General features: G+C 47.7%; 25 protein-coding genes. 4 read left to right on the top strand and 21 right to left on the bottom strand.

All coding sequences use genetic code 11. The features are described from left to right. Nucleotides 1-35: 35 nt before the first annotated feature. Together G3352_RS11580 and cobD are read right to left on the bottom strand one after the other, a co-directional pair. Nucleotides 36-854, bottom strand: a complete 819-nt coding sequence (locus tag G3352_RS11580; RefSeq protein WP_163756576.1) for an adenosylcobinamide amidohydrolase — start codon at nucleotides 852-854, stop codon at nucleotides 36-38. Continuing rightward, complete coding sequence (cobD, locus tag G3352_RS11575) at nucleotides 835-1,983, bottom strand: threonine-phosphate decarboxylase CobD (protein WP_163756574.1); 1,149 nt, start codon at nucleotides 1,981-1,983, stop codon at nucleotides 835-837. The genes G3352_RS11580 and cobD overlap by 20 nt, the downstream gene beginning before the upstream one ends. 211 nt (nucleotides 1,984-2,194) lie before the next feature. Here cobD and lplA point away from each other — a divergent pair, with 211 nt between their 5' ends. Further along, the gene (lplA, locus tag G3352_RS11570; protein WP_163756572.1) at nucleotides 2,195-3,196 is read left to right on the top strand and encodes a lipoate--protein ligase; all 1,002 of its coding nucleotides are present in this window, start codon (nucleotides 2,195-2,197) and stop codon (nucleotides 3,194-3,196) included. A 240-nt stretch (nucleotides 3,197-3,436) separates the two neighbouring features. Continuing rightward, complete coding sequence (locus G3352_RS11565) at nucleotides 3,437-4,240, top strand: Cof-type HAD-IIB family hydrolase (protein ID WP_076291747.1); 804 nt, start codon at nucleotides 3,437-3,439, stop codon at nucleotides 4,238-4,240. A gap of 111 nt (nucleotides 4,241-4,351) precedes the next feature. Here the strand turns inward: G3352_RS11565 and G3352_RS11560 are convergent, their stop codons facing one another. Continuing rightward, nucleotides 4,352-4,660 (bottom strand): hypothetical protein, encoded by a 309-nt coding sequence (locus G3352_RS11560; RefSeq protein WP_163756570.1) that lies wholly within the window; start codon nucleotides 4,658-4,660, stop codon nucleotides 4,352-4,354. 40 nt (nucleotides 4,661-4,700) lie between these two features. Further along, complete coding sequence (locus tag G3352_RS11555; RefSeq protein WP_163756568.1) at nucleotides 4,701-5,639, bottom strand: DMT family transporter; 939 nt, start codon at nucleotides 5,637-5,639, stop codon at nucleotides 4,701-4,703. Nucleotides 5,640-5,759: 120 nt separating this feature from the next. Between G3352_RS11555 and G3352_RS11550 the strand changes: the two genes are divergently transcribed. Next, entirely contained in the window at nucleotides 5,760-7,181 is a 1,422-nt protein-coding gene (locus G3352_RS11550) for an aminotransferase-like domain-containing protein (protein ID WP_345940748.1), read from the top strand. Between the two features lie 177 nt (nucleotides 7,182-7,358). Here G3352_RS11550 and G3352_RS11545 read toward each other — a convergent pair whose 3' ends face one another. From G3352_RS11545 to cysT, 16 genes are all read right to left on the bottom strand, one after another. Further along, nucleotides 7,359-7,985: an ABC-2 transporter permease gene (locus tag G3352_RS11545; RefSeq protein WP_163756565.1), complete on the bottom strand. Its 627-nt coding sequence runs from the start codon at nucleotides 7,983-7,985 to the stop codon at nucleotides 7,359-7,361. Next, nucleotides 7,978-8,847: an ABC transporter ATP-binding protein gene (locus G3352_RS11540; RefSeq protein WP_163756563.1), complete on the bottom strand. Its 870-nt coding sequence runs from the start codon at nucleotides 8,845-8,847 to the stop codon at nucleotides 7,978-7,980. Before G3352_RS11540 ends, G3352_RS11545 begins: the two co-directional genes overlap by 8 nt. Next, on the bottom strand, nucleotides 8,844-9,224 hold the full coding sequence (locus tag G3352_RS11535; RefSeq protein WP_163756808.1) for a GntR family transcriptional regulator: 381 nt from the start codon (nucleotides 9,222-9,224) through the stop codon (nucleotides 8,844-8,846). Before G3352_RS11535 ends, G3352_RS11540 begins: the two co-directional genes overlap by 4 nt. A gap of 286 nt (nucleotides 9,225-9,510) precedes the next feature. Beyond that, nucleotides 9,511-10,092, bottom strand: coding sequence for an ATP-dependent Clp endopeptidase proteolytic subunit ClpP (gene clpP / locus G3352_RS11530; RefSeq protein WP_062326868.1), 582 nt, complete (start codon nucleotides 10,090-10,092; stop codon nucleotides 9,511-9,513). An 18-nt stretch (nucleotides 10,093-10,110) separates the two neighbouring features. After that, on the bottom strand, nucleotides 10,111-10,977 hold the full coding sequence (locus G3352_RS11525) for an RNA polymerase sigma factor (protein ID WP_163756561.1): 867 nt from the start codon (nucleotides 10,975-10,977) through the stop codon (nucleotides 10,111-10,113). Between the two features lie 133 nt (nucleotides 10,978-11,110). After that, a complete protein-coding gene (locus tag G3352_RS11520; protein WP_163756559.1) occupies nucleotides 11,111-11,890 on the bottom strand; it encodes an MBL fold metallo-hydrolase in 780 nt (259 codons plus the stop codon). Nucleotides 11,891-12,046: 156 nt separating this feature from the next. Beyond that, a complete protein-coding gene (locus G3352_RS11515; RefSeq protein WP_163756557.1) occupies nucleotides 12,047-12,493 on the bottom strand; it encodes a hypothetical protein in 447 nt (148 codons plus the stop codon). 56 nt (nucleotides 12,494-12,549) lie between these two features. Beyond that, on the bottom strand, nucleotides 12,550-13,485 hold the full coding sequence (locus G3352_RS11510) for an ABC transporter ATP-binding protein (protein ID WP_163756555.1): 936 nt from the start codon (nucleotides 13,483-13,485) through the stop codon (nucleotides 12,550-12,552). Next, entirely contained in the window at nucleotides 13,482-14,507 is a 1,026-nt protein-coding gene (locus G3352_RS11505; RefSeq protein ID WP_163756553.1) for an ABC transporter ATP-binding protein, read from the bottom strand. Before G3352_RS11505 ends, G3352_RS11510 begins: the two co-directional genes overlap by 4 nt. A gap of 129 nt (nucleotides 14,508-14,636) precedes the next feature. Next, nucleotides 14,637-15,482 (bottom strand): ABC transporter permease, encoded by an 846-nt coding sequence (locus G3352_RS11500; protein ID WP_163756551.1) that lies wholly within the window; start codon nucleotides 15,480-15,482, stop codon nucleotides 14,637-14,639. A 7-nt stretch (nucleotides 15,483-15,489) separates the two neighbouring features. Further along, nucleotides 15,490-16,440 (bottom strand): ABC transporter permease, encoded by a 951-nt coding sequence (locus G3352_RS11495; RefSeq protein WP_064639956.1) that lies wholly within the window; start codon nucleotides 16,438-16,440, stop codon nucleotides 15,490-15,492. A 54-nt stretch (nucleotides 16,441-16,494) separates the two neighbouring features. After that, nucleotides 16,495-18,102 (bottom strand): ABC transporter substrate-binding protein, encoded by a 1,608-nt coding sequence (locus G3352_RS11490; RefSeq protein WP_163756549.1) that lies wholly within the window; start codon nucleotides 18,100-18,102, stop codon nucleotides 16,495-16,497. Nucleotides 18,103-18,326: 224 nt separating this feature from the next. Continuing rightward, on the bottom strand, nucleotides 18,327-19,391 hold the full coding sequence (locus G3352_RS11485; RefSeq protein ID WP_163756547.1) for a sulfate ABC transporter substrate-binding protein: 1,065 nt from the start codon (nucleotides 19,389-19,391) through the stop codon (nucleotides 18,327-18,329). 54 nt (nucleotides 19,392-19,445) lie between these two features. Continuing rightward, the gene (locus G3352_RS11480) at nucleotides 19,446-20,510 is read right to left on the bottom strand and encodes a sulfate/molybdate ABC transporter ATP-binding protein (RefSeq protein WP_076291736.1); all 1,065 of its coding nucleotides are present in this window, start codon (nucleotides 20,508-20,510) and stop codon (nucleotides 19,446-19,448) included. Nucleotide 20,511: 1 nt separating this feature from the next. After that, nucleotides 20,512-21,309 carry a sulfate ABC transporter permease subunit gene (locus tag G3352_RS11475; RefSeq protein WP_163756545.1) on the bottom strand — a complete coding sequence of 266 codons (798 nt, stop codon included), beginning with the start codon at nucleotides 21,307-21,309 and terminating at the stop codon, nucleotides 20,512-20,514. Continuing rightward, nucleotides 21,306-22,121 carry a sulfate ABC transporter permease subunit CysT gene (gene cysT, locus G3352_RS11470; protein WP_163756543.1) on the bottom strand — a complete coding sequence of 272 codons (816 nt, stop codon included), beginning with the start codon at nucleotides 22,119-22,121 and terminating at the stop codon, nucleotides 21,306-21,308. The genes G3352_RS11475 and cysT overlap by 4 nt, the downstream gene beginning before the upstream one ends. A 361-nt stretch (nucleotides 22,122-22,482) precedes the next feature. On the opposite strand from cysT, the gene G3352_RS11465 reads away from it, so the two are divergent. Then, nucleotides 22,483-22,884, top strand: coding sequence for a secondary thiamine-phosphate synthase enzyme YjbQ (locus G3352_RS11465; protein WP_163756541.1), 402 nt, complete (start codon nucleotides 22,483-22,485; stop codon nucleotides 22,882-22,884). A gap of 193 nt (nucleotides 22,885-23,077) precedes the next feature. On the opposite strand, the gene G3352_RS11460 is transcribed toward G3352_RS11465, so the two are convergent. Next, nucleotides 23,078-23,680 (bottom strand): TetR/AcrR family transcriptional regulator, encoded by a 603-nt coding sequence (locus G3352_RS11460; RefSeq protein WP_063564400.1) that lies wholly within the window; start codon nucleotides 23,678-23,680, stop codon nucleotides 23,078-23,080.

The following is a 23,680-nucleotide window of genomic DNA, read 5'->3' as shown; positions in this document are numbered from 1 at the left end:
GATCGGCCAGGAAGCCCATTGATGCAGCAGAGATGTCATTGCTTGTAATTCCTCTCTTTCCACTCCTGCGCAGCTTGCAGGCTTTCCGTTATCGTGTCATACACCAGCCTGCCGATTGCTGCACCCATGACCGTAGCCGTCCCGGCGTAACTGATGAGCGGTTTATTTACTCCAGCCTGGCTTACCGCGAGTACGATGGCATCCGTTGTTGTTCCGGTTGCGGTTAGACCATTCTCTGGATCCGCCACACCGAAATCAGCTAACGCAGCGGCCTTCGCCTCTACCGCAGTCTGAATGGCATTCACCATCGCTCCGGCAGTCATACGCCCATTCATCCACAACATGATATTGATCGTACCGGGAGTATAGGTCGAAGCCAAAACCTTCCCAATTTTCTGGGGCACCGTCCCATTGCTCATCTCATTCCCCGCAGCATCGAACACGGTTCTTGCAGAACCTGCCCGTGCAGCATTGGATACCCCTGCTGTAGTGCAGCAAAGTAATCCGAACTCATCGCTTTCATATTCCTGGATCGCTGTGTGCTCCAATCGAACCGCAGTCAGAAGACCGGCACATTGATCCCGCTGCTCCTGCCATTCACTCAACAGATCAGCAATATCACGAGGTGGATCGTCACAGCGATAATGTCTGTCGACATAGATGTTGAAGATACGATCCAGTTCAATCATGCCGCCCCCATACACGGCACTGGAAAGTGCTGTTACAGCAGAAGGACTGAACGCTTTAATATGCCGCTCATGTGCGGAGACGTATAATCCCGGCCATACAGAAGATCTGTATTCATTTTGGTCCTTTTGTACATGGGAGTAGTAATTATAGAATGGCAGTGCCATCGCTTTGTCCCCCTGCCTCTAATCCGGTTGTCGGATTAGGCGTAATAACATTTCCCATTGTTTCCAGTAAACGTCCGTTAGCCTCCGCGTCCTTGACCGCAAATCGTACATGTCGTTCCCCAAGTCCTGGATACATCGCGCAGCTTCGGATCAGTATTCCCCGTTCACCGAGAGCAGCCTGCATGGATGTCGCTGTCCACGGCTTTGGAAGAGCTGCCAATATAAAGTTGGCTTCCCCTCGTGTCACCTTACATCCCAAAGCTTCCAGACCTTCCGTTAATCTCTTTCGCTCGTGTGACACCAGTGCCAATGTCTCCTGTTCAAAATTGCCCCCACTGCGCAGACAGGCTTCTCCTGCAATCAGTGCAAGCCCATTCACGCTCCAGGTGACCTGTTTCTCTGTCATGGCACGAATCAGTTCGGGACGACCCATCGCATAACCCAGACGCAGGCCTGGAATCGCATAAAACTTGGTCATCGAACGAATGATGATCACTTGTGGATACTCTTTCAAGCTGGATGCAAGCGATTGCCGTTGTGATTCAGGAATAAAATCGATAAATGCCTCATCGACAACCAATATCGTGCCTGTTGTCTCTGCATTACGAGCAAGCCGTTGCAGAACGTCCACCGGATACTGTACCCCATTGGGGTTGTTGGGCTGTCCAAGGAAAAGCAGGTCCACCCGCTCCATCAGCTTCTCAATATCTTCCGGTTCTGCTCGCCATTCCAGCTCTTCCCGTCCTTGAACATGGTGGACTTCTGCTCCAAATTGTCTGGATAATGCACTGTACTCTGAAAAACCGGGCTCTACCGTACCTACTCTACGAGGCGCGAGTCCAAGTAAGATTAGAGCCATACTTTCCGCCGCCCCGTTACCCACAGATATATGATCTGGGGTAAAACCCAGTCGGACACTAAGCAACATTTTGAACGCCCGATGGCCCGGATCGGGGTAACGAAGTACCATATGCAATCCTTGCTCCAGAGCCTCCAGCACTTCCCGAGGTGGACCCAGAGGATTAATGTTTGCGCTAAAATCGAGGAAATCCGCAGGATTCCCTCCAAAACGTGCCGCGGCCGTCTCCACATCACCGCCATGTCCGAAAACTTCAATTAAACCGGTCATCCTGTCCGTCATCCTTTCTGCATGTCCTTTTTATTATGGATGTCGTGGCAGGCAGGGGTCAATCCTGATTTGACTATTCAAGCCCTTTGCGGCTTCAATTTCTTTGTGTCCTTTCGACAATTCGTTTACAATAGAGAAGGAATTTCGATTCCGTAAAGCATCACTACATAAGGGATATGCATCCCTCACATACATTAATGGAGGAATGACCATGCTGTTTGTTGATAACCAGGGCATTACAGATCCTTCTGTAAACCTCGCCATCGAGGAATACATTCTGAAGCATCTGCCGATGGATGACAGTTACTTGCTGTTTTACATCAACCGCCCGTCCATTATTATCGGAAAACACCAGAATACCATTGAAGAGATCAACATTGAGTATGTTCAAGATAACGGTGTTCAAGTCGTACGTCGTCTTTCGGGAGGCGGAGCCGTTTATCACGATCTGGGCAACCTCAATTTCAGCTTTATTACCAAGGATGACGGACAATCCTTCCATAACTTCCGCAAATTCACGCAGCCTGTGGTGGAAGCCCTGCAAGAGCTTGGCGTTAATGCCGAACTGACGGGACGTAACGATCTGCAAGTGGGAGAGAAGAAAATTTCGGGCAATGCCCAATTCTCTACGCGTGGCCGCATGTTCAGTCACGGCACATTGATGTTTAACCTGAACCTCGACCACGTCCAGGCTTCACTCAACGTTAATCCGGAGAAGTTCAAGTCCAAGAGCACCAAATCCGTACGCAGCCGTGTTGCCAATATTCGTGATCTGATTGACAGCAATCTGACCATTGAACAATTCCGGGACGAGCTGCTGCGTCACATTTTCCGTTTGGAGCCACAAGATGTTCCTCAATATGAACTCACAGAGAAAGACTGGGACAAGATCAACGAAATCTCTGCTGAACGTTATAACAATTGGGACTGGAACTACGGGCTTTCTCCAGAAAGCAATGTGAAGCATACACGTAAATTCCCTGTCGGCATCATCGATCTGCGCATGAATATCAAAGATGGACGGATTGAAGATATCAAAATCTTTGGTGATTTCTTCGGCGTAGGCGATGTGGCGGATATCGAAGATATGCTGCGTGGCAAGCGTTACGAGGAATCTGAGGTGCGTACTGCACTTGAGGGTCTGGATGTAAAACATTACTTCGGTAACCTGGAGCTGGAGGACTTTATTGGCCTCATTTTCCTTGAAGAGTAGGTATATAAGTTCAACCCAAGAAAGTTTACACCTGCCACTCCAATGACAGAATAACCTTCCGATCGCTGTTATCCCCAGATTTTTTTTGATTCCCTTCTTCAAAGGGAAAATCCGGGGATAAAGGCGAACGCTCCGCTTCTTCAGGTTTTTTCTGTCCTTTCCGTTCTCGTGTAAAAAGTTTAGTTGAACTGATATAGATTAAGTCGGGTATAGATACAGATAAAAAAGGAGAGAAACTAGATGACCTACAAATTAATCGCAATTGACATTGATGATACCCTGATTAACGACAACAAGGAAGTAACGCCTGCAACACAGACTGCCCTGGAACAAGCGGTAGCTCATGGTGTTGTTGTAACTCTGGCAACTGGACGTGCTTATGCTTCTGCCCAAGCACTCGCTCGCCAAACGAAGCTGAACGTGCCAATCATTACGTATCAAGGCGCTTTGGTGAAAAACTTGCTGGACGAAAAAGTACTCTACGAGCGCTACGTTCCACAGGACGCTTCCCGCAAACTGTACGACTACTGCCTGGAGCATAATCTGCATCTGCAAACGTATATTGACGACAAACTTTACGCCCGTGAAGAAAACGACAAGCTGCGTGACTACGCCAAACTGAATGGTACTCAGTACCACATTGAACCGGATTTCATCAAAGTGATCGAGCAAAAAACACCGAAACTGCTCATCATCGATGAGCCGGATTACTTGGATGAGGTTGCGGTTGCCCTGCGCGAACTGCTCGGATCAGAAGTACACATCACCAAGTCCAAGCCATACTTCCTTGAAATTATGCACCGCGAAGGAACGAAAGGCCATGCACTAACCTTCCTGGCAGATCACTTCGGTCACCAATTGAGCGAGTGCATTGCCATCGGGGATTCCTGGAATGACCATGAGATGCTGGAAGTTGCTGGTCTTGGTGTAGCGATGGGAAATGCCATCCCTGCTCTGAAAGAGCTGGCAGATTACATTACCGCGAGTAATAACGAAGACGGCGTGAAGCAGGTTATTGAGAAGTTTGTGCTGAACGCGGAGTAAGCTTTTAATAAAAGTCGTGTTTTATATAAAACATGTTAACTCAAAACACAAGGAAACAGCCCTGCACAGCGATGAATCGCTTGTGTCAGGGCTGTTTCTTTAATAAAACTGTTAATTATTCTGATTACCATACTTCTCGTCAAATTCACGATTCCGCTCTCTGATCTCCTTCATTACTCTCCCTTTGGAAAAATCGGCTAATTGCCTAGGAAGCAGGAGCGTTACTCCTGTAATGAATAAAAGGATGGCCAAGACAAGTCCAATAATGCCACCCGTTTCAAAAGCGGCTTGCAGATAACGGCCCCATTGATTAGACCAGATCGTTACGTCAGGTAAATGCATTATGGTCCCAATATGAATCATGCCATAGAGCACGATTCCCGCAAACAATAAAACAGCACCGATTCCCTGTTTATTCAAATGGAAGTCTCGCCTCATTCCTGCGTAAAATATATATTCCCTATTTTACCATAGATTTGGAAGTCGGACTCAAAGAAGTTGTACGTTTGCCTCTCTTGATCCACCCCATCACTTTCTCATTCATCGCCAGCAAACCTGAAACGATTAGCGCAACGCCTAACCATGTAATCCAGCTCACATGTTCATTGTAGAGAACCGCCCCAAGCCCGACCGCAATCGGAGGAGAAATGTATAACCAGGTCGCTGGGAATAACGGGTTGGTACGAGACATGATCCAGTAGAACAAGCTGTGCCCGACCATCGAACCGATTACTGTCAGATAGATCAGGGATGATACCGCTGGCATCCAATCCAGTCCAGTTGTGTTCCACGATTCCGTCACCGCCGAAAGCGCGGATAACAGCAATCCTCCGTACATCATTTGCACCGCATTGATTGCTACAGGACTAGCCTCCTTAAACTGGTTAATGACCTTTTTGGAGTACAACGCACCTGCCGAGTAACAGACTTCACCCACCAATACGGCAATACAGCCCCATAACCACAGGGAATTACCACCAATGGATACACCCGGCAATACAACGAGGATAACTCCGGCAAAACCAATCAGGCATCCCGCAATCATGCGTGCAGACGTTTTTTGACGTAACAGCGCTGTCTGCATCACCATAATCATCAGTGGACCTGTTGCTGACAGAATCGCTCCAACACCCGAGCTCACATATTGTTCAGCCCAATATAAGGTCGCAAATGTACCAAATGTCAATCCGGCCCCCGTCAAGAGCATCTCTTTCCGCCATAGTAAAGACATGTTCACTTTCCCTTTCATCCACATCCATGCAAACATTAGAGCACCTGCAATGATAAAGCGCAGTCCGGCCGACAGAAAAGGTGGCATGCCTGCCTCCACGCCAATTTTAATCGCTAGAAACGTTGTTCCAAAAATAAGACACATTACGGTAAATGCAACTGCAACCATGCTAGCCCCTCCTTCATCTGTTCTCCATCATATAGCACTGTCTACAGAACAGAATGAATAAAACAGAACAGTTAGTTCCCGTTTGCTGTTACAATGGAGTTCAAAAGGAGCGTGAGCCGGGTGGGCAAAGCCATGTTGATGACAGATAACAGCCTGAAACTATATGAGCAAGTGGTACATTATCTGGTTGTACGGATCGAAGCCGGAGAGTGGAAAGAGCATGAGAAGCTGCCGTCCGTGCGGAGCCTGTCCGAGCTGCTCGGTGTACATCGCCTTACCGTTTTTAAGGCCTATCAGGAATTAAAGGAACGGGGGCACGTTTACGTCAAGGATAAGTCCGGTTATTATGTCAGTCCTGCTGACCCTTCTCCCGTGACAGATCAGGCCGATGACCCGGCAGTGTCTGCCTGGCTGCATTGGGATTCACTTGCCCGCGTGCAATCCCTTGAGGCGGAGTACCAATTTTCCAAATCATTGATCGACCCCGCCCTGCTACCCAACCGATATTGGGGAGAATTGATGCGGGATTTACTGGATCTATATCCCCGTCTGCTTGGCACATACTCCACCATTCAGGGAGATCTGGAGCTGCGTAGTGCCTTGGCAAGCCATCTGACGACAAGGGAACGTTTCTACATCTCAGCAGATGAAGTGCTGATTACTTCAGGTGCACAGCAGGCCATTGATGTGATCTCCCGAAGTCTCGTCAGACCCGGTGACCGTGTGCTCATGGAGAGGCCAACGTACGGCCCTGCGATGGAAATTTTTCGAAAACAGGGTGCCAAGTTAATTTTTACGGATATTCATCCTGATGGCTACGATCTAGAACAGATTGAACGCCTGATGAAGCAGGAAAAGCCAAGAGTATTTTATATGACGCCGACCTTCCAAAACCCTACGGGCATCAATATTCCGACCGAGCAGCGCAAACAGCTACCTGAACTGGCAGAACAGTACGGATGTTTTCTGGTGGAAGACGACAGCACCTATGATATCTATTTCAAGGAAAAGCCTCCCGCGCCAATCTTCACATACGATACTACAGGGCATACACTCTATATTCGCAGCTATAGCAAATATGTCGTGCCGGGTCTGCGGATTGCCGCCATTATGTGCCGTCCTCGGTTCATGCCAGGATTACAAGCCGTAAAAGCACTCACAGATAACGGATCACCTCTGCTAAATCAGAAGCTTTTCCTCCGTTATTTCCAGTCCCCGCGCATGCACCAGCACTTGTCCAAGCTGCGTACCGCCATTCAACTGCGGATGGAAGTAATGGAACAGTGCCTTCAACAAACCAATTGGACGTGGACTCGTCCTGAGGGTGGACTTAACATCTGGGCGGAGCTTCCGGAAGGTGTAGATACGGGGCGCTTGCTTCACCGATGCATGGAACATTCCGTCGCTTTTGTGCCGGGAACGGTATTCGATCCTTCCGATGCGAACGCCAGTCGCAAGCTGCGTCTCTCCTTCTCCTATGCTCACGAGCAGCAAATCCGGGAAGGCATGAGCAGACTAATTGCATTGGCTGAAAATACGTGATGATACTTTTGGAAATCTGCATTTGCAGATTAACGATAGCTTGTCTGGCAGGTCGCAAATATTAAATCTTCTGTAACACAAAAAGTCGCCGTTTGGCGACTTTTTGGGCTGCTGCTGTTCTCGACTGACAAAGTTAGTTAGAACATTGTTTTTTATTGAAATGCTTCTCCATTCATCCTATAGGTCTTTCCTTGCAAACAGACGAACCGTTACAAAATAGGAGGCAATGAACAACAGAAGAATGCAAACTGAAACCAAAGCATAAACCGAAGCACGCCCCATTCCGTTCTCTCCTGCCATATACATGAGCGAGGCAACAGGTTGCGCTAAAATAATAAGAACGATCATGAAAACCGTATTAATTATTCCCGCTCCCTTTTTACTAAGGGCGTAAAAAAGAGGCATATAGATCGAAATTAAAACCAGCACCATTCCAACCGAAATCAGGATGTCCAGTACCGAAAAGTCGGGCTTGTTCAGTTCGGGGAAAAGGAAGTTAACCAGCCAGTGAGCGCCAGACGAAGCGAAAACTCCAAAAAGCGTATAGAGAACGGCAGACAGATACTTGGCTTGCACAATATTTCTGCGGCTAAGCGGAAGCGTGACAAGAAATTTATGATTATGGTTTTTGATATCAATCATGGTTGCAAGCATAATTGAACCGAAGGCGGTATAGATCCCTACAAAATATATCGACATTTCCACTGTCGGGATAAATGCGACACTGAATACAACAAAATAAAAAAGGATGGACCATAGCGAGCTTTTTAAAGCGATATAATCTTTGCGAAGCAAGTTAAGCATGATGCCGTTCCCCCTTGGCCGTAAAATAGATGAGGTCTTCAAGAGATGGTCTGTGTAAAAGAGCGTGACTACCAAATAAGCGCTCTGTCTCCGCCCTGTTATCTGCCAAGCCTTCAAAACCAACCAATGTCTCACGGATTCCCACAAATTGCCTTCGGGTGTCTGCATCAAGCAGCTTCATGTCCCCCTTTACAATCGTGTATCTCTCAAGCACATCATCCTTTGCTTCATTAAAGACAAGCTTTCCTTTATGGATAAATGCGATATAGTCTGCTATACGCTCCAAATCGGTCGTAATATGAGTTGAGAAAATAATGGATCTGGTTTCGTCCTGTATTACATCTGCAAGCAGGTCAAGCAGTTCTCTACGAAACACAGGATCAAGCCCGGATGTCGGCTCATCCATGATAAGTAGCTCAGCCTCGTGAGATAAAGCAACAGCCAGTGAAAATTTGATTTTCATGCCTTTGGACAGATCCTCAATTTTCTTTTTGGGAGACAATTCGAACTGCTCCAGGTAGCTGTTAAATTGCTTTTCATCCCATTTCCTATAAAATGGCGCAATCATGCTTTTCATTTCACGGATCGTAAGATGCTCATAATAGAAACATTCATCTGAAACAATACCAATGCGCTCCTTAACGTTAACTTCCTTAGCAGGCATCGCGTTCCCCAATGTTCTGATACTCCCGGAGTCAGGACGAATCAATCCGGTGATTAGGTTGATCAGTGTGCTTTTCCCCGCCCCGTTCGGGCCAATAAGTCCCGTAATATAACCTTGTTTTACATCCAAAGATATCTGATCCAGCTTGAATAAGGGGTACGTTTTCGATAGGCTGCGTAATTCAATTGCATTCTTCATATGTGTTCCTCCTCCACTAACAGCGTAAAATGCTTGATTACATCTTGAGCACTCATACCCACTTCTTTGCCTTCACGAAGGATATCAAGCATTTTCTCTTCGATTCGCTTCAGTCGCTGTTCCCGAATATACTCCTGATTAGCCCCAGAGACAAAACAGCCTTTACCAACGACAGAATCAATCAGTTTCTCTTTCTCAAGCTCTTCATAGACACGTTTAGTTGTAATTACACTAACCTGGAGATCCTTCGCAAGTTGCCTTATTGAGGGAAGACTCTCTCCCGCAACCAGCTCCCCGCTTAAAATACTCTGTCTAATCTGGGTCAGGATTTGCATGTAGATCGGATCGCTCGATGCGTTCGATATTAAGATTCTAATGTTATATCACCTCATAGTCATAATTCAGTAGCTTCATGCGCATAGTGTGTATACTCAATATATACAATATAAACACAGAAGGTCAATAGTTACTTCATATTTTTTTCCAATACTATACAAAGATTCCCCCTAAGAACACACCGTTCTCCCGGCTCCCCCCAGGTTAAACGACCATAAAAAAAAGGTTAACCAGCAATTACTGGTTAACCTACTCATACGAAAGGACGGTGTCATCCAACAAAGAGTGCTTAAAGGAGCTACTTCTCTAATCCTTACCATGTGTCCACTACGTGCTGGATATGACCTTATCCACCAATCCATACTCGACGGCTTCCGCAGCGGTCAGGAAGTAATCTCTGTCTGTATCCTTTTCAATCCGCTCCATCGGCTGTCCCGTATGATCGGCAAGTAACTTGTTGAGCCGTTGACGGTGCTGGATAATCCGGTTGGCGTGAATCAGCATATCCGAGGCCTGCCCCCGTGTTCCGCCAAGCGGCTGGTGAATCATGATTTCACTGTTTGGTAACGCCAGCCGTTTTCCTTTTGTTCCACCAACCAGCAGGATCGTACCAAAGCTGGCTGCCATGCCTGTGCAAATCGTAGAAATGTCAGGTTTCACGAATTGCATCGTGTCATAGATGGAGAATCCTGCAGTCACGGAACCACCTGGACTGTTGATATACATCTGAATATCCTTCTCCGGGTCCTCTGCGGTCAGAAACAACAATTGGGCCACGATGGCATTGGCCATCTGATCCTCAATTTCCCCGGATACCATAATGATCCGATCTTTCAGCAAACGGGAATAAATATCATAGCTCCGCTCTCCGCGGGCTGTCTGTTCAACAACATAAGGTACCACGTTCATGCATTTTGCCTCCCCGGTTTATGCAACCATGCTGACCGTATATCCTCCCCCATACGACATTGAATTCGTACCGGAGCTTGAATAACTGTACATCACTGGCTGCATCGATTGAGACGGCAGAGTCTGCTGCAAAATCGTTCCCGCCACAGCCATCGGATCATCGGTCTGATTCAGGCATAAATCAATTAAACGGGCTGTATCACCGCTGCGGAACGCCAGTAAATAGCTCCGCAGTTCCTCCCGATTTTGCTGATACTCTTCCAATTGATTGGTCTGATCAGCATCCGTTTCGTTCAGGCTGTGCCTCACTTTCGCCAGAGCAGAGCGGGCACGACTCAGGGCAGCTTTGACCGCCCCTTCCGTCGTGTCCAACAGTTCAGCAGTCTCTACCGTCGTGTATCCCATCAGATCACGTAACATATATATCGCTCGCTGCCACGGTGGCAGTTCATCCACAAGGATTTGAACAGCGGACTCGACTTCCTCGAATCGCTCTTCTTCCTCAAATTCTTGCATAAATGGCTTCATGCTTTCCAATTTGCTTGCCAAGTTCTCACGCTTCCGTATGGCGTCAATCCAGGTGTTGCGTGCAACACGGATGAGATAGGCTTCCCAGTTCATGTCCTCTGTCATTCCCGTTCTTCGGGCAGCTGAAGAGGATAATGCTTTAACACATGTATCCTGAACCAGATCCTCCGTCTCCCAGACTGAACCAGTTAATGACATGCAGTAGGCGTACAACGAACCCAGCAGGCTCGGAAGCGCAGCTTCAATCGTTTGCTCTAACGTATATCCGGTTTGGACACCGGAATGGCTATATGGTTCAACCTGTTTATCATCATGTGGTCTGTTGATTCTGCAATCCACGGACTTCACAAAGGCCATGTTTGGGGCCCCCCTTTGTTGGTTCCTGATTGATCTTGCTTCAATTCACTTGCTGTAATTGCCTTACACTATGTAAACGAAGAACCTCCGGCAAAGGATACGCTCTTCTGAATTTATTTTTAGCATTGTTGTCCTATGCTCCCAGCTTCACCTTCAGACCAGTAAGTGCCAGCGTAATCCCCTGATCCAGATCATAATTCTTGCGTACATCAACGTCGTGAGACATATGTGTAAAATAGGTCTGACCCGGCTTTAAATCCTGCAACAGCTCCTGCGCCTCAACCATATCGTACACTGAACGTGTCGAGAATTCCGCAAGTTCATGAACAAAGCTCGTTCCAAGTACCAGCAGATCGAGCCCGTATAGCGGCTTCTTCTCCGAATCCCTCAGATCAATAGCATCCGAGCAATACGCCCAGGTGTATCCTTCACGCTCCAATCGATACGCATACGAATAGCCATTATGACCGTGGCAAACTTTCCAGGAGTGCACCTTCCATCCACCGAGCTCGATATCCGCATCCGTTTCCAGGAAATTCATATGACGACCGAGCCATGGAAATTGACTTTGGATGGTCGCGATCACCTCCCGTGGTGCATACAACTGCCCTTTTACACCCAACCAGCGACACGCATCTGCCCATTCAGGCAAGCCTCCAATATGATCAAAATGCGCATGAGTGATTAGCAGTGTCTGCACCATCCGCATCCCCTGGTCTTCCATCTGTGATCTCCAGTCCGGTCCGCAGTCAATCATGAAAGGCTCGTGCTCGCCATCACTATGAACCAAAACAGTAGCACGTTTGCGGCGGTTGATCCCCGTAAGTCGGGCTTCTGTGCAAACGTCACAATTACAATACACCCGTGGAACACCCATCGCATCCCCGGTTCCCAGAAATGTTAGCTGATTCATTATGAAAGTCCCCTCTCTATCCCGGAAGCAATGCATCCTAAATTTATGTTCCATCCGATTAATGATATGTAAATTGTAATCTGCCACCTCTATTTTTGCAAAAAAAGACCATCCTGCCGCAGTTATTCACTGCAAACGGGACAGTCTATTATTTCACTAAACCAAAGCCCGCAGCTTCAACGTCAGCTCTTGGCCCTCAGGTACATCTTTGGATTCGGTAATCACCCAGTTTGATGCAAGGCGTTTTGCCAGCACATCTGCCTGCTCTTGTTTTAATTTCAACCCGGTTACGATGCCTTCGCCCACAGTGAAGTCTTTCTCCGGCTGTAATCCGAAGGACTTCTCCAAGTAGATCCCCAGACCACCACGAGTATTAAAGGTAATCCGGTAGCCGTCTTTGACTGCACCTTCCAGATTCTCGCCATGCTCGTCCGCATAGGAGAAAAGATCATCATATCTGTAGTGCTCCTCAGACACGGCATCAAAAGCAGCCACATCTTTGGCTTGTATCGCTTCCAACAAAGCTGCATCCGACATGCCTTTGCTACGAGCCTGTTCCAACCGAATAGCTGTATTTTGGGACAACTTAAACTCAGCGCTCATCCAACTCACACCTTCCTGTCACTATATATCATTATTCCATTGATATTCCTAATCCATTATATCCTGTCTCGATAGCCGGATACAAAGTGTCCTGGTGAAACTTCCATCCACTCCGGTTCTTCATCCCGTCCTCGAGCGGATGGGTCGGTATCCCCACTGTAGATCGGTGGCATAACGTTCCGTACCGTTGGATCAGGTACAGGTATTGCCGCCAGCAATGCCTGGGTGTACGGATGTACCGGATTACGGTACAGTTCTTCTGTTGGTGCTACTTCTACCAGCTTACCGCGATACATCACACCGATTCGGTTCGAGATGTGACGTACCATCGACAGATCATGGGCAATGAACAAATAGGTCAGTCCCAGCTCTGCCTGCAAATCTTCAAGCATATTGACCACCTGTGCCTGTACAGACACATCCAGGGCGGACAACGGCTCATCACACAAAATGAACTCCGGGTTCACCGACAATGCACGGGCAATGCTGATCCGCTGACGCTGCCCTCCACTGAATTCATGTGGATAACGCTCCGCGTGCTCTGGCTTCAGGCCCACACGGTTCATCAGGTCAAGCGCCCGCCCCTTCATCTCTGTCTTGGAAGCATAATTATGAATTTCCATGGGTTCACTAATAATCTGCAGGACATTCATACCCGGATTTAGTGAAGAATAGGGGTCCTGAAAAATCGTCTGCATCCGTTTGCGGAATGGCTTCAACTGGCGTTCATTCATCTTCGCAACGTCCTGTCCGCCAAACATAATGCTTCCATCCGTCACATCATAGAGTCTCACGATGCTTCGTCCAGTTGTTGATTTGCCACAGCCGGATTCACCGACCAGCCCGAACGTTTCTCCCTTGTGAATATGAAAACTGACATTATCCACGGCTTTCACGACGTCTTTGCCTTTGCCAGCACCACGTACCGGAAAATGTTTTTTCAGGCCACGCACGTCCAGCAGCACTTCACGCTGATCGGTTCCTGTACTCATTGCTCCACCTCCTCTGACGATGCTCCTGTTTGTAGTTGTTGTTGTTCCCGACCCTCATCGTCCAGCAACCAGCATAGCGCTCGATGACCAGGTGCAGTCTCGGTATACGCAGGCATCTGTTTGCATACTTCCATGGCGTGTGGGCAACGTTCCATAAACGGACATCCAGTTGGTGGATGAAGCAGATTAGGCGGTGTACCTTCAATGGTTGCCAGCCGCTGGCGTCCACCTTCCTCGCCGTGCTTCGGAATGGAGCGCAGCAATCCCTGAGTATACGGATGCTGCGGATGAGCGAAAATACGCTCCACTGGCCCCTCCTCCATTATGAGTCCACCGTACATCACAATCACTCGGGTACAGACCTGAGCAACGACACCAAGGTCATGCGTAATCATTAGAATGGAAGTCTGCGTGGACTCTTTCAGCTCCTGCATCAGCTGCAAAATCTGTGCCTGAATGGTCACATCCAGCGCTGTCGTCGGTTCATCCGCGATCAATAACTCCGGCTTGCAGGACAGGGCCATGGCGATCATTACCCGCTGTCTCATGCCTCCGCTGAACTCATGTGGGTATTGGTCAATCCGTTCTTCCGGGGAAGGAATGCCCACTTGTCGCAGCAACTCAATCGCTTCCTTACGCGCAGCCGACTTGTCTATTTTCCGGTGACGACGAATGACCTCTGTCATCTGTTTACCTACACGAACGACTGGATTAAGTGATGTCATCGGGTCCTGGAAAATCATCGAGATGCGGTTGCCCCGGATTTTGCGCAGGTCATTGTCCGACTTGGTCAGCAGATCCTCTCCACGGAACAGAATCTGACCATCCGTAATCCGGCCCGGCGACTGGATCAGCCGAATCAGCGAGCGGGCAGTTACACTTTTGCCACTACCGGACTCGCCGACCAGTCCAACCACTTCGCCTTCTTTTAACGTAAAACTCACACCCCGGACGGACTGTACCTCACCTTCCCGGGTTGCAAAGGACGTTTTCAGTTGTTTGACCGATAATAAATCTGTCATTGTATTCACCCCGCTGTTTACATGATATGGGTTGTCGACTATATAATTTAAAAGGTTAATTTCACACTGGATCACTACCCGATAAGAACAACTTCTATATTGCAAAAACATTTCACAGTAAACAATTATCTATCGCTTGTTCGCTTTAGGCTCGAAAGCTACGCGGAACACATCCCCCAAGAAGTTAAACGACAGCACCGTCAGCAAAATAAACAATCCCGGGAAAATCGCCATATACGGCGCTTCACTAATAAATCCCTGTGCATCATTCAACATGCTGCCCCAAGAAGAGTTCGGTTGTTTAACACCCAGTCCGAGGAAGCTTAGTGAGGATTCCATCAGAATCGCACTCGCGATGTTGATGGTTGCTGCGACAATAATGGTTGGAATAATGTTGGGAATAATGTGCTTCATGATGATCCGGCCAGGCTTTTGACCTGATACACGCGCATACAGCACGTATTCACGCTGCTTGACCGACATCGCCTCAGCCCTGACAATCCGGGCAATATTCATCCAGCTCAGCACCCCGATAATGACAATAATTGTGCCGATCCCCGGCTTAAGATATGCGTTCAGGATCAGCATCAGAAAGAAGGATGGAATCGACATGAGTACGTCAACAATACGCATCAACGTATTATCTACCCAGCCGCCAAAATAACCACTAACCGTACCTACAAATGTTCCCACAATAACCGCTATTGCCATCGACAGAAAACCTACGGCGAGAGACACTCGACCTCCGTATAACGCCCGAGCCAAATAATCCCGTCCGTAATCGTCCGTACCAAACCAGTGATCTGCACTTGGCTGTTGAAGTCGCTCCATCACTACAATTTCATTAGGATCATGTGGGGACAGAAACGCAAACAGGGATGCGAGCACAAAGATGCCCAATATGATGACAGCCGCAAGGCCCAGTTTCTGCTGTCGGAACTGCGTCCGTAAATTACGCCAGCGCATTGAATTCATTTTTGTCTCACCCCGTTGTCTTGATTCGTGGATCTACCACGCCATATAAGATATCAGCTACCAGGTTTCCGACGACCAGCAGCACAGAGGACATCATCGTAATGCCCATAATAATCGGATAATCCAGACCATGAACCGCCGAAATCCCGAGAGATCCCATTCCCGGCCATGAGAAAACGGACTCCGTAATAAACGCTCCCGCAATCAGCTCCGGCAAAGACATGCCGAGAATGGTGATTACAGGCAGAAGTACATTTTTGAGTACATGACGAAGCAATACCGTTCCTTTGGTTGCGCCGTAGGCATACTGGATTTGAACATAGTCCTCTTCCAGTTGACTGATTGTATTCGAGCGAATATACCGCATGTACACGGAAACGTTCATGAAGGTCAATACGGTACATGGCAAAATGCCGTGTTTGATAATATCCCAAGCGGAGTCCATACCGACCGTTCGCATACCCATGCTTGGTAACCAGTGCAGCTCTACTGCAAAGAAATAGATCAGCATCATACCGAACCAGAAGCTAGGAATCGATATCCCGATATACGAGATTAAGCTGAGTCCACGGTCAAACAGACTGTTCTGACGCGAACCCGCAATCATGCTCAGCGGAATAGAGATCAGTAAAGATAATAATAGCGATGCCCCCATCAATCCAAACGTAGCGGGCAAACGTTCAACAATCATTTCGGCAACCGGGCGATGGTTCACCAGTGAATAACCAAGGTCGCCAGACAGTACATTTTTGAGCCATACAACATATTGCACGTACATCGGTTGATCGAGTCCGAGATTTTGCCGAATACGCTCCACATCTTCTGCCCCCATATTCGGGGTAACAAAGGAAAGCACCGGATCGCCCGGCGCCAGCTTGATCAAGGTGAACGATACGATGGAGATTACAAAAAGAAGAGGGATCGCTTGTGCGATCCTTCGGACAATATAGTTGTTCACATGGGCACCTCCGAATCAACGCCGGCCTCGCGGCCGGCGTTATTGGCTTGTAACTTATTTTTTAAAGATTTTGGACAGATCTTCAAGCATAACGACTGGTTTCGGATTTGCATCTTCAACGCCGCCGTAAGTGTTATCTACAGCCACTACAGCTTTCGTGTAGGCAATTGGGTATACAGTCATTTCGTTTGCTACAGTTTGTTGGATTTGTTTGTACAAATCGCCACGTTTCGTTTCGTCAATTTGAACGGCTGCTTCATTCCACAGCTTGTCAAATTCGGCATTTTTATAATGGGAGTAGTTATATGCCGCATCGCTCAAGAAGAGAGATTTATAAGCATCTGGCTCATAACCCATGATGTATCCACCAAAGGACAATTCAAAGTCTGTATTGTTCATGTCCAATGTACGGTTACCGTAAGCCGTTCCATCCATCGGCAGCAATTCTACTTCAATGCCCACGTCTTTCAGCTTTTGCTGAATGTACAGCGCTTGGCTTGTTTGCGGTTTGTTCGTGTTTGTGTAAGCAAGACGCAATTTCAGGTTGCTTACGCCTGCATCAGCCAGCAATTGTTTTGCTTTTTCCACGTTGTAGTCGTATTTCTCGACATCGTCCGTTTGGTACAGCGTGTCCGGTGTCAGAATCGACGGAGCCGGCTCAGCAAAATCAGCTGAAGAATACGAAGCGGTGATCAGTTCATTTTTATCCAAAGCATAAGCGATGGCTTGACGAACTTCTTTCTTTTGCATCGAAGGCACGTTCAGGTTGAACACCATGTATTGCAAGCGGCCTTCCGGATAAGTCAGCATGTTGAATTTGCCTGTGTCGTTTAATTTGTTGTAATCCTGTGTGTCGACCATACGCATTTGAATCTCGCCGTTTTGCAAAGCCAGGTTCGCTGCATTTGGATCTTTCGCTACACGATATGTCACGCTATCCAGATGAGCTTTGCCTGCAAAGTAGTCATCAAAACGTTCCAGTGTTACGTATTCGCCCGGACGGTATTCCTTGAACTTGAACGGACCGGAACCGATCGGGTTGTTGTTTTTGTCGCTTTTCTCAATATCGGCTTCGCCTTCGAAAATGTGTTTAGGGATTGGAGAGAAAGAAACCAATGCTCCTTCAAAAGCAGCAGATACTTCCGGCAATTTGAATTCCACCGTCAGGTCATCGACCTTAGTTACTTTAACCGGTTTGCCATCAAAAACATACTGACTACGGGAAGAACTGTGCTGTTTCTCATCAAGGATGCTATCCATTGTGAACACAATATCATCCGCTGTCAGAGGCTGTCCGTCGTGCCATTTCAGACCGTCTTTCAGCTTCAATGTATACGTCAGGTGATCATCAGAGAAGCTGTCGCTATCTGCGAGCACGTACGTTTTTTTGCCATCATTCACATTGAACAGTGGAGCATATAAAGATTGATCAATCGTCAACGTTACACGGTCACCCGCATAGATTGGATTCATCACTTTAGGATCATCCTGAACGGCAATAATAATGCTTCCGCCATCTTTCGGTTGGCCATCATCCGTTGTCGCTGTATTTTCTGCGGTATTAGACGAAGAACTTGTTCCGTCACCGCTGCTTCCGCATGCACTCATGATTGCTACAACCAGAACCAGCATCAATGACAGCCACATTTTTTTCGATTTCATTATGATATTTCCCCTCGCTGTAATTTAACGTTCTGTTAGATAGTATAGGCAAGGATTCGACAAATTGCAACGATTTTTTCCAACTTAACCTATCGGGTTTAAATGAGATAACATTATTGTCTAGCAATGCAAAAAACCTCCAGCTCACGTTGTATCGTGAAAATGAAGGTTTGAATAACAATTAATCTTCTGAAATTCAATAACAGGATGATGCTCGTACGGGCTTACAACCCGGCCAACACCTGGTACCATACGCCTCGTTTGGAATACAGTGTACTGCGTACTTTGTCCCATCCGCCGAGATAGTTAATATCGAACAGACCTTCAGGCGTTGGGAACGAGGACTTCGTCTCTGCAAACACATCCGGGTCTACCGAACGGAAACCGTGCTTGGCAAAAATGCGCTGTGCTTCCGGCGTACTTAGATAGGCTACAAAAGCCTCCGCCAATTCACGATTGCCATGCTTATCCGCATATTTGTCTACAACAACTGCCGGATTCTCAATCAGGATCGTGTTTTTGGGAACCACGATGTCATAATTTACACCCTTGGCAATTCGGGCAAGCAATTCATTTTCATACGTGACGATAACGTCACCCACGCCATATTCGAAAGCCGCCATGGAGGATCGGCCACTCTTATCCAGTGACTCGACATTCTCATGTACTTTTTCCAAAAAAGCCTTGGCCACGGCAGGATCTTTCTTCCCCTGCTCCTCCTCAGATAACTTCAACCCTGCACCATAGATGGCATTGATGTCCCACTGTGCTCCGCCTGACGTCTTGGGATTAGGATACAGCACCTTAACACCCGGCTTGGTCAAATCTTCAAAATCGCGAATACCCAGCGGGTTGCCTGCTCTTGTACCCAAAACAACGATCGAGCGAGTGATCATGCCATCATTCGGCGCCTGTTTCCAGTTGGAGCTAACCAGATCGGCTTTGACCAGCTTATCGATATCACTTTCCATCGCCAGAAGCGCAACATCAGCTTCGAATCCACCAACAATGGCTCTTGCTTGTGTCCCCGAGGCTTCATAGGATTCCTGAAAGTTAACCGTCTGTCCAGTCTTGGCTTTCCATTCCTCCTGGAACTTGGGCAATAACTCTCCGACGGCGTCTTTGGCTACACTGTAAGCACCGATAACCAATGTATTGGATTGGTCGTCTGTCGAGGTTCCGCTCTGTCCGCTTGCATCCTCCTGCTTGCTACATCCAACGGTCATGCAGACGAGCAGAAGCATGAGGACAACGTATAAAGGGTTGATTTTCTTCTTCATCGTCTGCATGGGCAGCACCTCTCTCCAAAATTCTAGAACATTTCTGAACCAAGTGATCTTCGATTAGATGATGACCGGCATTGGATCTTCCTTCAATCGGTTCTCAACAACCCAGCTATGGGTATCATTGAACAGATATGCCCGATGCACGAGCACACGAATCTGTTGGCCGACTTGCAGCGTTGTTTTCTCCAGTGAACGATACGTAATGAGTTTATGGCCCTCAACTTCCACTTCCACCATCCATTCACTTCCGCGGAAATGAAGGTGTTTGACGATACCCTTTTCCGTAGCGGACAGCATGCTAAACTCGTTCTTCAAACCGATCTCGATATACTCAGGGCGGATCAACGCACGGGTGCGCTCCCCTTCCACCGCATGTTCGAAGCCCTTAAGCTGTGAAGCGTCCTCCACGACGGTAGATTCCCCGATAAATGTAGCAACAAAAGGTGTCTCAGGATTTTTGTAAATATCCCATGGCGTGCCCTTCTGCTCCAACCGCCCTTGGCTGATAATCATGATTTCGTCGGCAACTTCAATGGCTTCATCCTGGTCATGGGTTACAAAAATCGAAGTGATGCCGACCCGCTCAATCAGCTCTCTCAGCCACGAACGCAATTCCTGACGGATCTTGGCATCAATGGCGGCAAACGGTTCATCCAGCAGCAGCAGCTGGGGCTCAGGGGCCAATGCTCTGGCAAAAGCGACACGTTGCCGCTGTCCACCAGACAACTGATGTGGATAACGTTGTTCGAAACCTTTCAGCCCTGTCAATTCCACCAGTTCCATGACCCGATCACGGATCTGGGCTTTGGGGGCCTTTTTGACCTTGAGTCCAAAGGCGATATTATCAAATACCGTCATATGTTTGAACAAAGCATAGTTCTGAAATACAAATCCGATCCCCCGCTCCTGTGGAGGCAGATGGTTTACGACCTTTCCGTGAAAACGAATCTCTCCGGAACCCGGATTCTCCAGACCCGCCAGCATACGCAGAATGGATGTTTTCCCACCTCCGCTGGGTCCCAGCAAACCGATTAGATGGCCTTTGGCAATATCGAACGAGACATCTTTTACCGCATGAAAATCACCGAAATGTTTGTTCAGATCACGGACTTCCACATGCATCTCAATGCACTTCCTTTCGCTTCTTGGCCCATTCCATTATAAGCAGCAGCCCGACAGAAAAAGTAACCAGTACCAATGCCACACCATTTGCGGCAGCTACGTTAAAATTCTCTACATCCTGATATACAAGCGTTGTTGCCGTCTGCGTTTTGTTCATAATGTTACCCGATACAACCAGCACTGCACCGAATTCCCCAAGCGAGCGGGCAACCGTCAACACAAGACCGTACACAACCGCCCAGCGGATGGATGGCCAGGTAACACTCCAGAACGTTCTCCAGCCGTATGCACCAAGCGTTGACGCAGCCTCTTCCTGCTGAGATCCAAGCTCCTGCAAGACAGGCATCACCTCTCGAACCATCAGTGGAAAAGTGACAAACAACGTTGCAATGACCATACCCGGGAAGGCATAGACCATATTAAATCCAATTCCTTCAAAAAAAGCGCCCATAATACTGTTGGGACCCAGCAGTAGTACAATCATCAATCCGCCAATGACTGGCGATACGGCATAGGGCAGATCCACAATGCTGTTCAGCAGCCCTTTCACCCGGTCACTCAGCCATCCGGCGCGAACCAGATAGATGGCCATCATAACGCCAAACAATGTATTTAACAGCGTGACAACAAGTACAACAAGTCCTGTCATCATCAAGGCATGCAGCGCCTCAGGGCGCAACAGCCCATCCAGGAATCCTCCTGCCCCGTCTTCAAATGCACCAATAAAAATACGTCCAAGCGGGATGATCAGCAGTACAATGAACACCGCAAACGTCAGTCCGATTAATAGTCGCCTCATCGTCTTCTCCCCCGCATCTGTACCAGATTAATGAGCCAGAGGATCAGGAAGGAGAGTGTTAAGAGCAGTACGGAAACGGCCGCGGCACCGGTTGGATTGTCACTTTCGATCTCGCCGTAAATAAATACGGAAGCCGTCAATGTTCTTCCCGGAATATTGCCTGCCACCAGCACAACAGCCCCGAATTCGGCCAGTGCTCTGGAGAATGCGAGCATTCCCCCACTAATCATGCCCGGAGCCATGGACGGAAGAATAACCTGTCTGAATGTGCGCGCCTTCGATGCTCCCATCGTGTAGGATGCCTCTTCCTCTGAGGGATCGATCTCCTCGAGCAAAGGCTGCACCGCACGGATGACAAATGGAAACGTAACAAAGGTCATTGCGATCACAATCGCAGGCTGGTGAAACACAATTTCAACCCCCATGGATTCCGCCAGTTTGCCAATGGCACTGATCGGACCCAGGAGCAGCATAATCATCAGGCCACCAACGGCTGTTGGAAGAGCAAAAGGAAGATCTACCAGACTGTTAAGGAACGACCTCCCAAAAAAGCGATAACGTGTCAGCACCCAGGCAATCATGGTTCCCAAAATGACGTTAATCACCGTAGCTATAACAGCCAGCCGGATCGTTAACAGCACGGCTTTCCATGCAATTGGGTCCATAATGCTTTGGATAAAGTTGCTCCATCCTTCAGAGAAGGAATTGACGTACACACCGATGATTGGAAGTACAATGAGTACGATAAAATATAGCAATACGGTACTGCGGAATCCCCAAGTCCATCCCTTGTGACGAAGAACGGTATTCATTGCTGCATTCCCTCCCAGCCTCCGGTTCTATGTCCGGTCGGCAGTCTTCCTGCTTTGGTACAACCATTTTCCTAAGTTGGATTATATTACTTTAATATTATTCCCATTAGTCTACTTGGTTTTTGCTTATCTGATACTTTACCAGTTTGCAGTGCTAATCGTCAATGCTTTTATTGAATAAAATCGGCGTACTTATGAGATGGATTTTATAAAAATCTCTCTGCCTACTACACGGTCAGATCAACCTTCCGATCGCTTGTATTCCCAGATTTCTTTGACCCTTATTTAAGTGGTTTGTTTGGTATGGAATGGTTAAGGTACAATCTAGAGGACAAAATGTGGAGCAAAGGAGTGGAGTAATATGTTATATACGAAGAATTTATCGACATCCCGACGGGATGAGATGAAGGATATTACGCGGGAGGTAGAGCAGATTGTCCGTGACAGCGGTGTGCAGAATGGGACTGTATTGATTTATTGTCCACATACGACAGCAGGCATTGCAATTAATGAAAATGCAGACCCTGATGTCAAACATGACGTGCTGCTTCGTCTAAACGAAGTGTATCCTTGGAAACATCCCGAATATCGGCATGCTGAAGGAAATACGGCTTCTCACTTGAAATCGATCACAACCGGACCATCACAAACGGTGATTATACATGAGGGCAGATTAATGCTTGGCAGATGGCAGGGCATCTATTTTTGCGAATTTGATGGTCCTCGTCAGCGGGAATATTTCCTTAAAATCATGGAAGGTTAGATTCATTTCAACCCGATTTCTAATGATTTGCCATCCATCGAAATAAAAAACAAACAGGCGGTCCACCCTATTTTAGGGATGTAACCCGCCTGTCATGGTCTTCTTCGCGCCAAAACTTTCGCGAGACAACGTTATAAAGAATTAATGTTATGACAATTCACCGTCCTGAAGTGTGGAGTGCGACAAAAGCGCCTTATTGGACGCCAGGCTGGTGTTGGAGATTACGGCAGAGCACTTTGACATGAGATAACGCAGCCGATTCAATCTCTGCAAAGGTTAAACGGTCCTGAATATAATACGATATGAATCCGTGCATGGACAAAAACAGCGTACGTGGTACACATTGAATATCCTCTTCCGTACAGCCCTCTTCATTCATGTATTGCCGAATAATGGAGGCAAACAATTCAAAGCATCTTCCTTGCTCCGTACGACAATACGATAGCAATTCCTCATCCCGAATCATGAACATGATCTCGTACTGATACGGATTCTCCAATCCAAAACGAATAAACTCCATCATGATATGCTCCACCTTGCTCACGCCGCCCATGACTGGCCTGACCATGGCTTGCAGCAGCAAATGCCCCAGATGATTGAAATCTTCAACCACGATGGCATAAAACAGCTCTGCCTTTTCCTTAAAATGATAATACAGCGACCCATGACTATAGCCCAGATGCTGGCCGATGCTTCGCATCGAAATGGCACGGTATCCTTTGGTAATAAAAAGATGCCTCGCCGCCTCCAGTATCCGCTCCCTCGACAACTCCTGTTCGACTGCTCTTCTAGCCAT

Source organism: Paenibacillus sp. ALJ109b (assembly GCF_010747435.1).
GTDB lineage: Bacteria > Bacillota > Bacilli > Paenibacillales > Paenibacillaceae > Paenibacillus > Paenibacillus taichungensis.
This window is presented reverse-complemented; position numbering and strand designations above follow the sequence as displayed.

Coding starts and splice junctions, on each gene's coding strand:
- G3352_RS11510 (WP_163756555.1), bottom strand. CDS start 13,485: ATGAGTACAGGAACCGATCAGCGTGAAGTGCTGCTGGACGTGCGTGGC.
- G3352_RS11490 (WP_163756549.1), bottom strand. CDS start 18,102: ATGAAATCGAAAAAAATGTGGCTGTCATTGATGCTGGTTCTGGTTGTA.
- G3352_RS11475 (WP_163756545.1), bottom strand. CDS start 21,309: ATGAGGCGACTATTAATCGGACTGACGTTTGCGGTGTTCATTGTACTG.
- G3352_RS11465 (WP_163756541.1), top strand. CDS start 22,483: ATGTTATATACGAAGAATTTATCGACATCCCGACGGGATGAGATGAAG.
- clpP (WP_062326868.1), bottom strand. CDS start 10,092: ATGAACGTGGTACCTTATGTTGTTGAACAGACAGCCCGCGGAGAGCGG.
- G3352_RS11545 (WP_163756565.1), bottom strand. CDS start 7,985: ATGCTTAACTTGCTTCGCAAAGATTATATCGCTTTAAAAAGCTCGCTA.
- G3352_RS11515 (WP_163756557.1), bottom strand. CDS start 12,493: ATGAGCGCTGAGTTTAAGTTGTCCCAAAATACAGCTATTCGGTTGGAA.
- G3352_RS11580 (WP_163756576.1), bottom strand. CDS start 854: ATGGCACTGCCATTCTATAATTACTACTCCCATGTACAAAAGGACCAA.
- G3352_RS11460 (WP_063564400.1), bottom strand. CDS start 23,680: ATGGCTAGAAGAGCAGTCGAACAGGAGTTGTCGAGGGAGCGGATACTG.
- cysT (WP_163756543.1), bottom strand. CDS start 22,121: ATGAATACCGTTCTTCGTCACAAGGGATGGACTTGGGGATTCCGCAGT.
- G3352_RS11525 (WP_163756561.1), bottom strand. CDS start 10,977: ATGGCCTTTGTGAAGTCCGTGGATTGCAGAATCAACAGACCACATGAT.
- G3352_RS11565 (WP_076291747.1), top strand. CDS start 3,437: ATGACCTACAAATTAATCGCAATTGACATTGATGATACCCTGATTAAC.
- G3352_RS11555 (WP_163756568.1), bottom strand. CDS start 5,639: ATGGTTGCAGTTGCATTTACCGTAATGTGTCTTATTTTTGGAACAACG.
- G3352_RS11540 (WP_163756563.1), bottom strand. CDS start 8,847: ATGAAGAATGCAATTGAATTACGCAGCCTATCGAAAACGTACCCCTTA.
- G3352_RS11505 (WP_163756553.1), bottom strand. CDS start 14,507: ATGACAGATTTATTATCGGTCAAACAACTGAAAACGTCCTTTGCAACC.
- lplA (WP_163756572.1), top strand. CDS start 2,195: ATGCTGTTTGTTGATAACCAGGGCATTACAGATCCTTCTGTAAACCTC.
- cobD (WP_163756574.1), bottom strand. CDS start 1,983: ATGACCGGTTTAATTGAAGTTTTCGGACATGGCGGTGATGTGGAGACG.
- G3352_RS11500 (WP_163756551.1), bottom strand. CDS start 15,482: ATGAATTCAATGCGCTGGCGTAATTTACGGACGCAGTTCCGACAGCAG.
- G3352_RS11485 (WP_163756547.1), bottom strand. CDS start 19,391: ATGCAGACGATGAAGAAGAAAATCAACCCTTTATACGTTGTCCTCATG.
- G3352_RS11520 (WP_163756559.1), bottom strand. CDS start 11,890: ATGAATCAGCTAACATTTCTGGGAACCGGGGATGCGATGGGTGTTCCA.
- G3352_RS11480 (WP_076291736.1), bottom strand. CDS start 20,510: ATGCATGTGGAAGTCCGTGATCTGAACAAACATTTCGGTGATTTTCAT.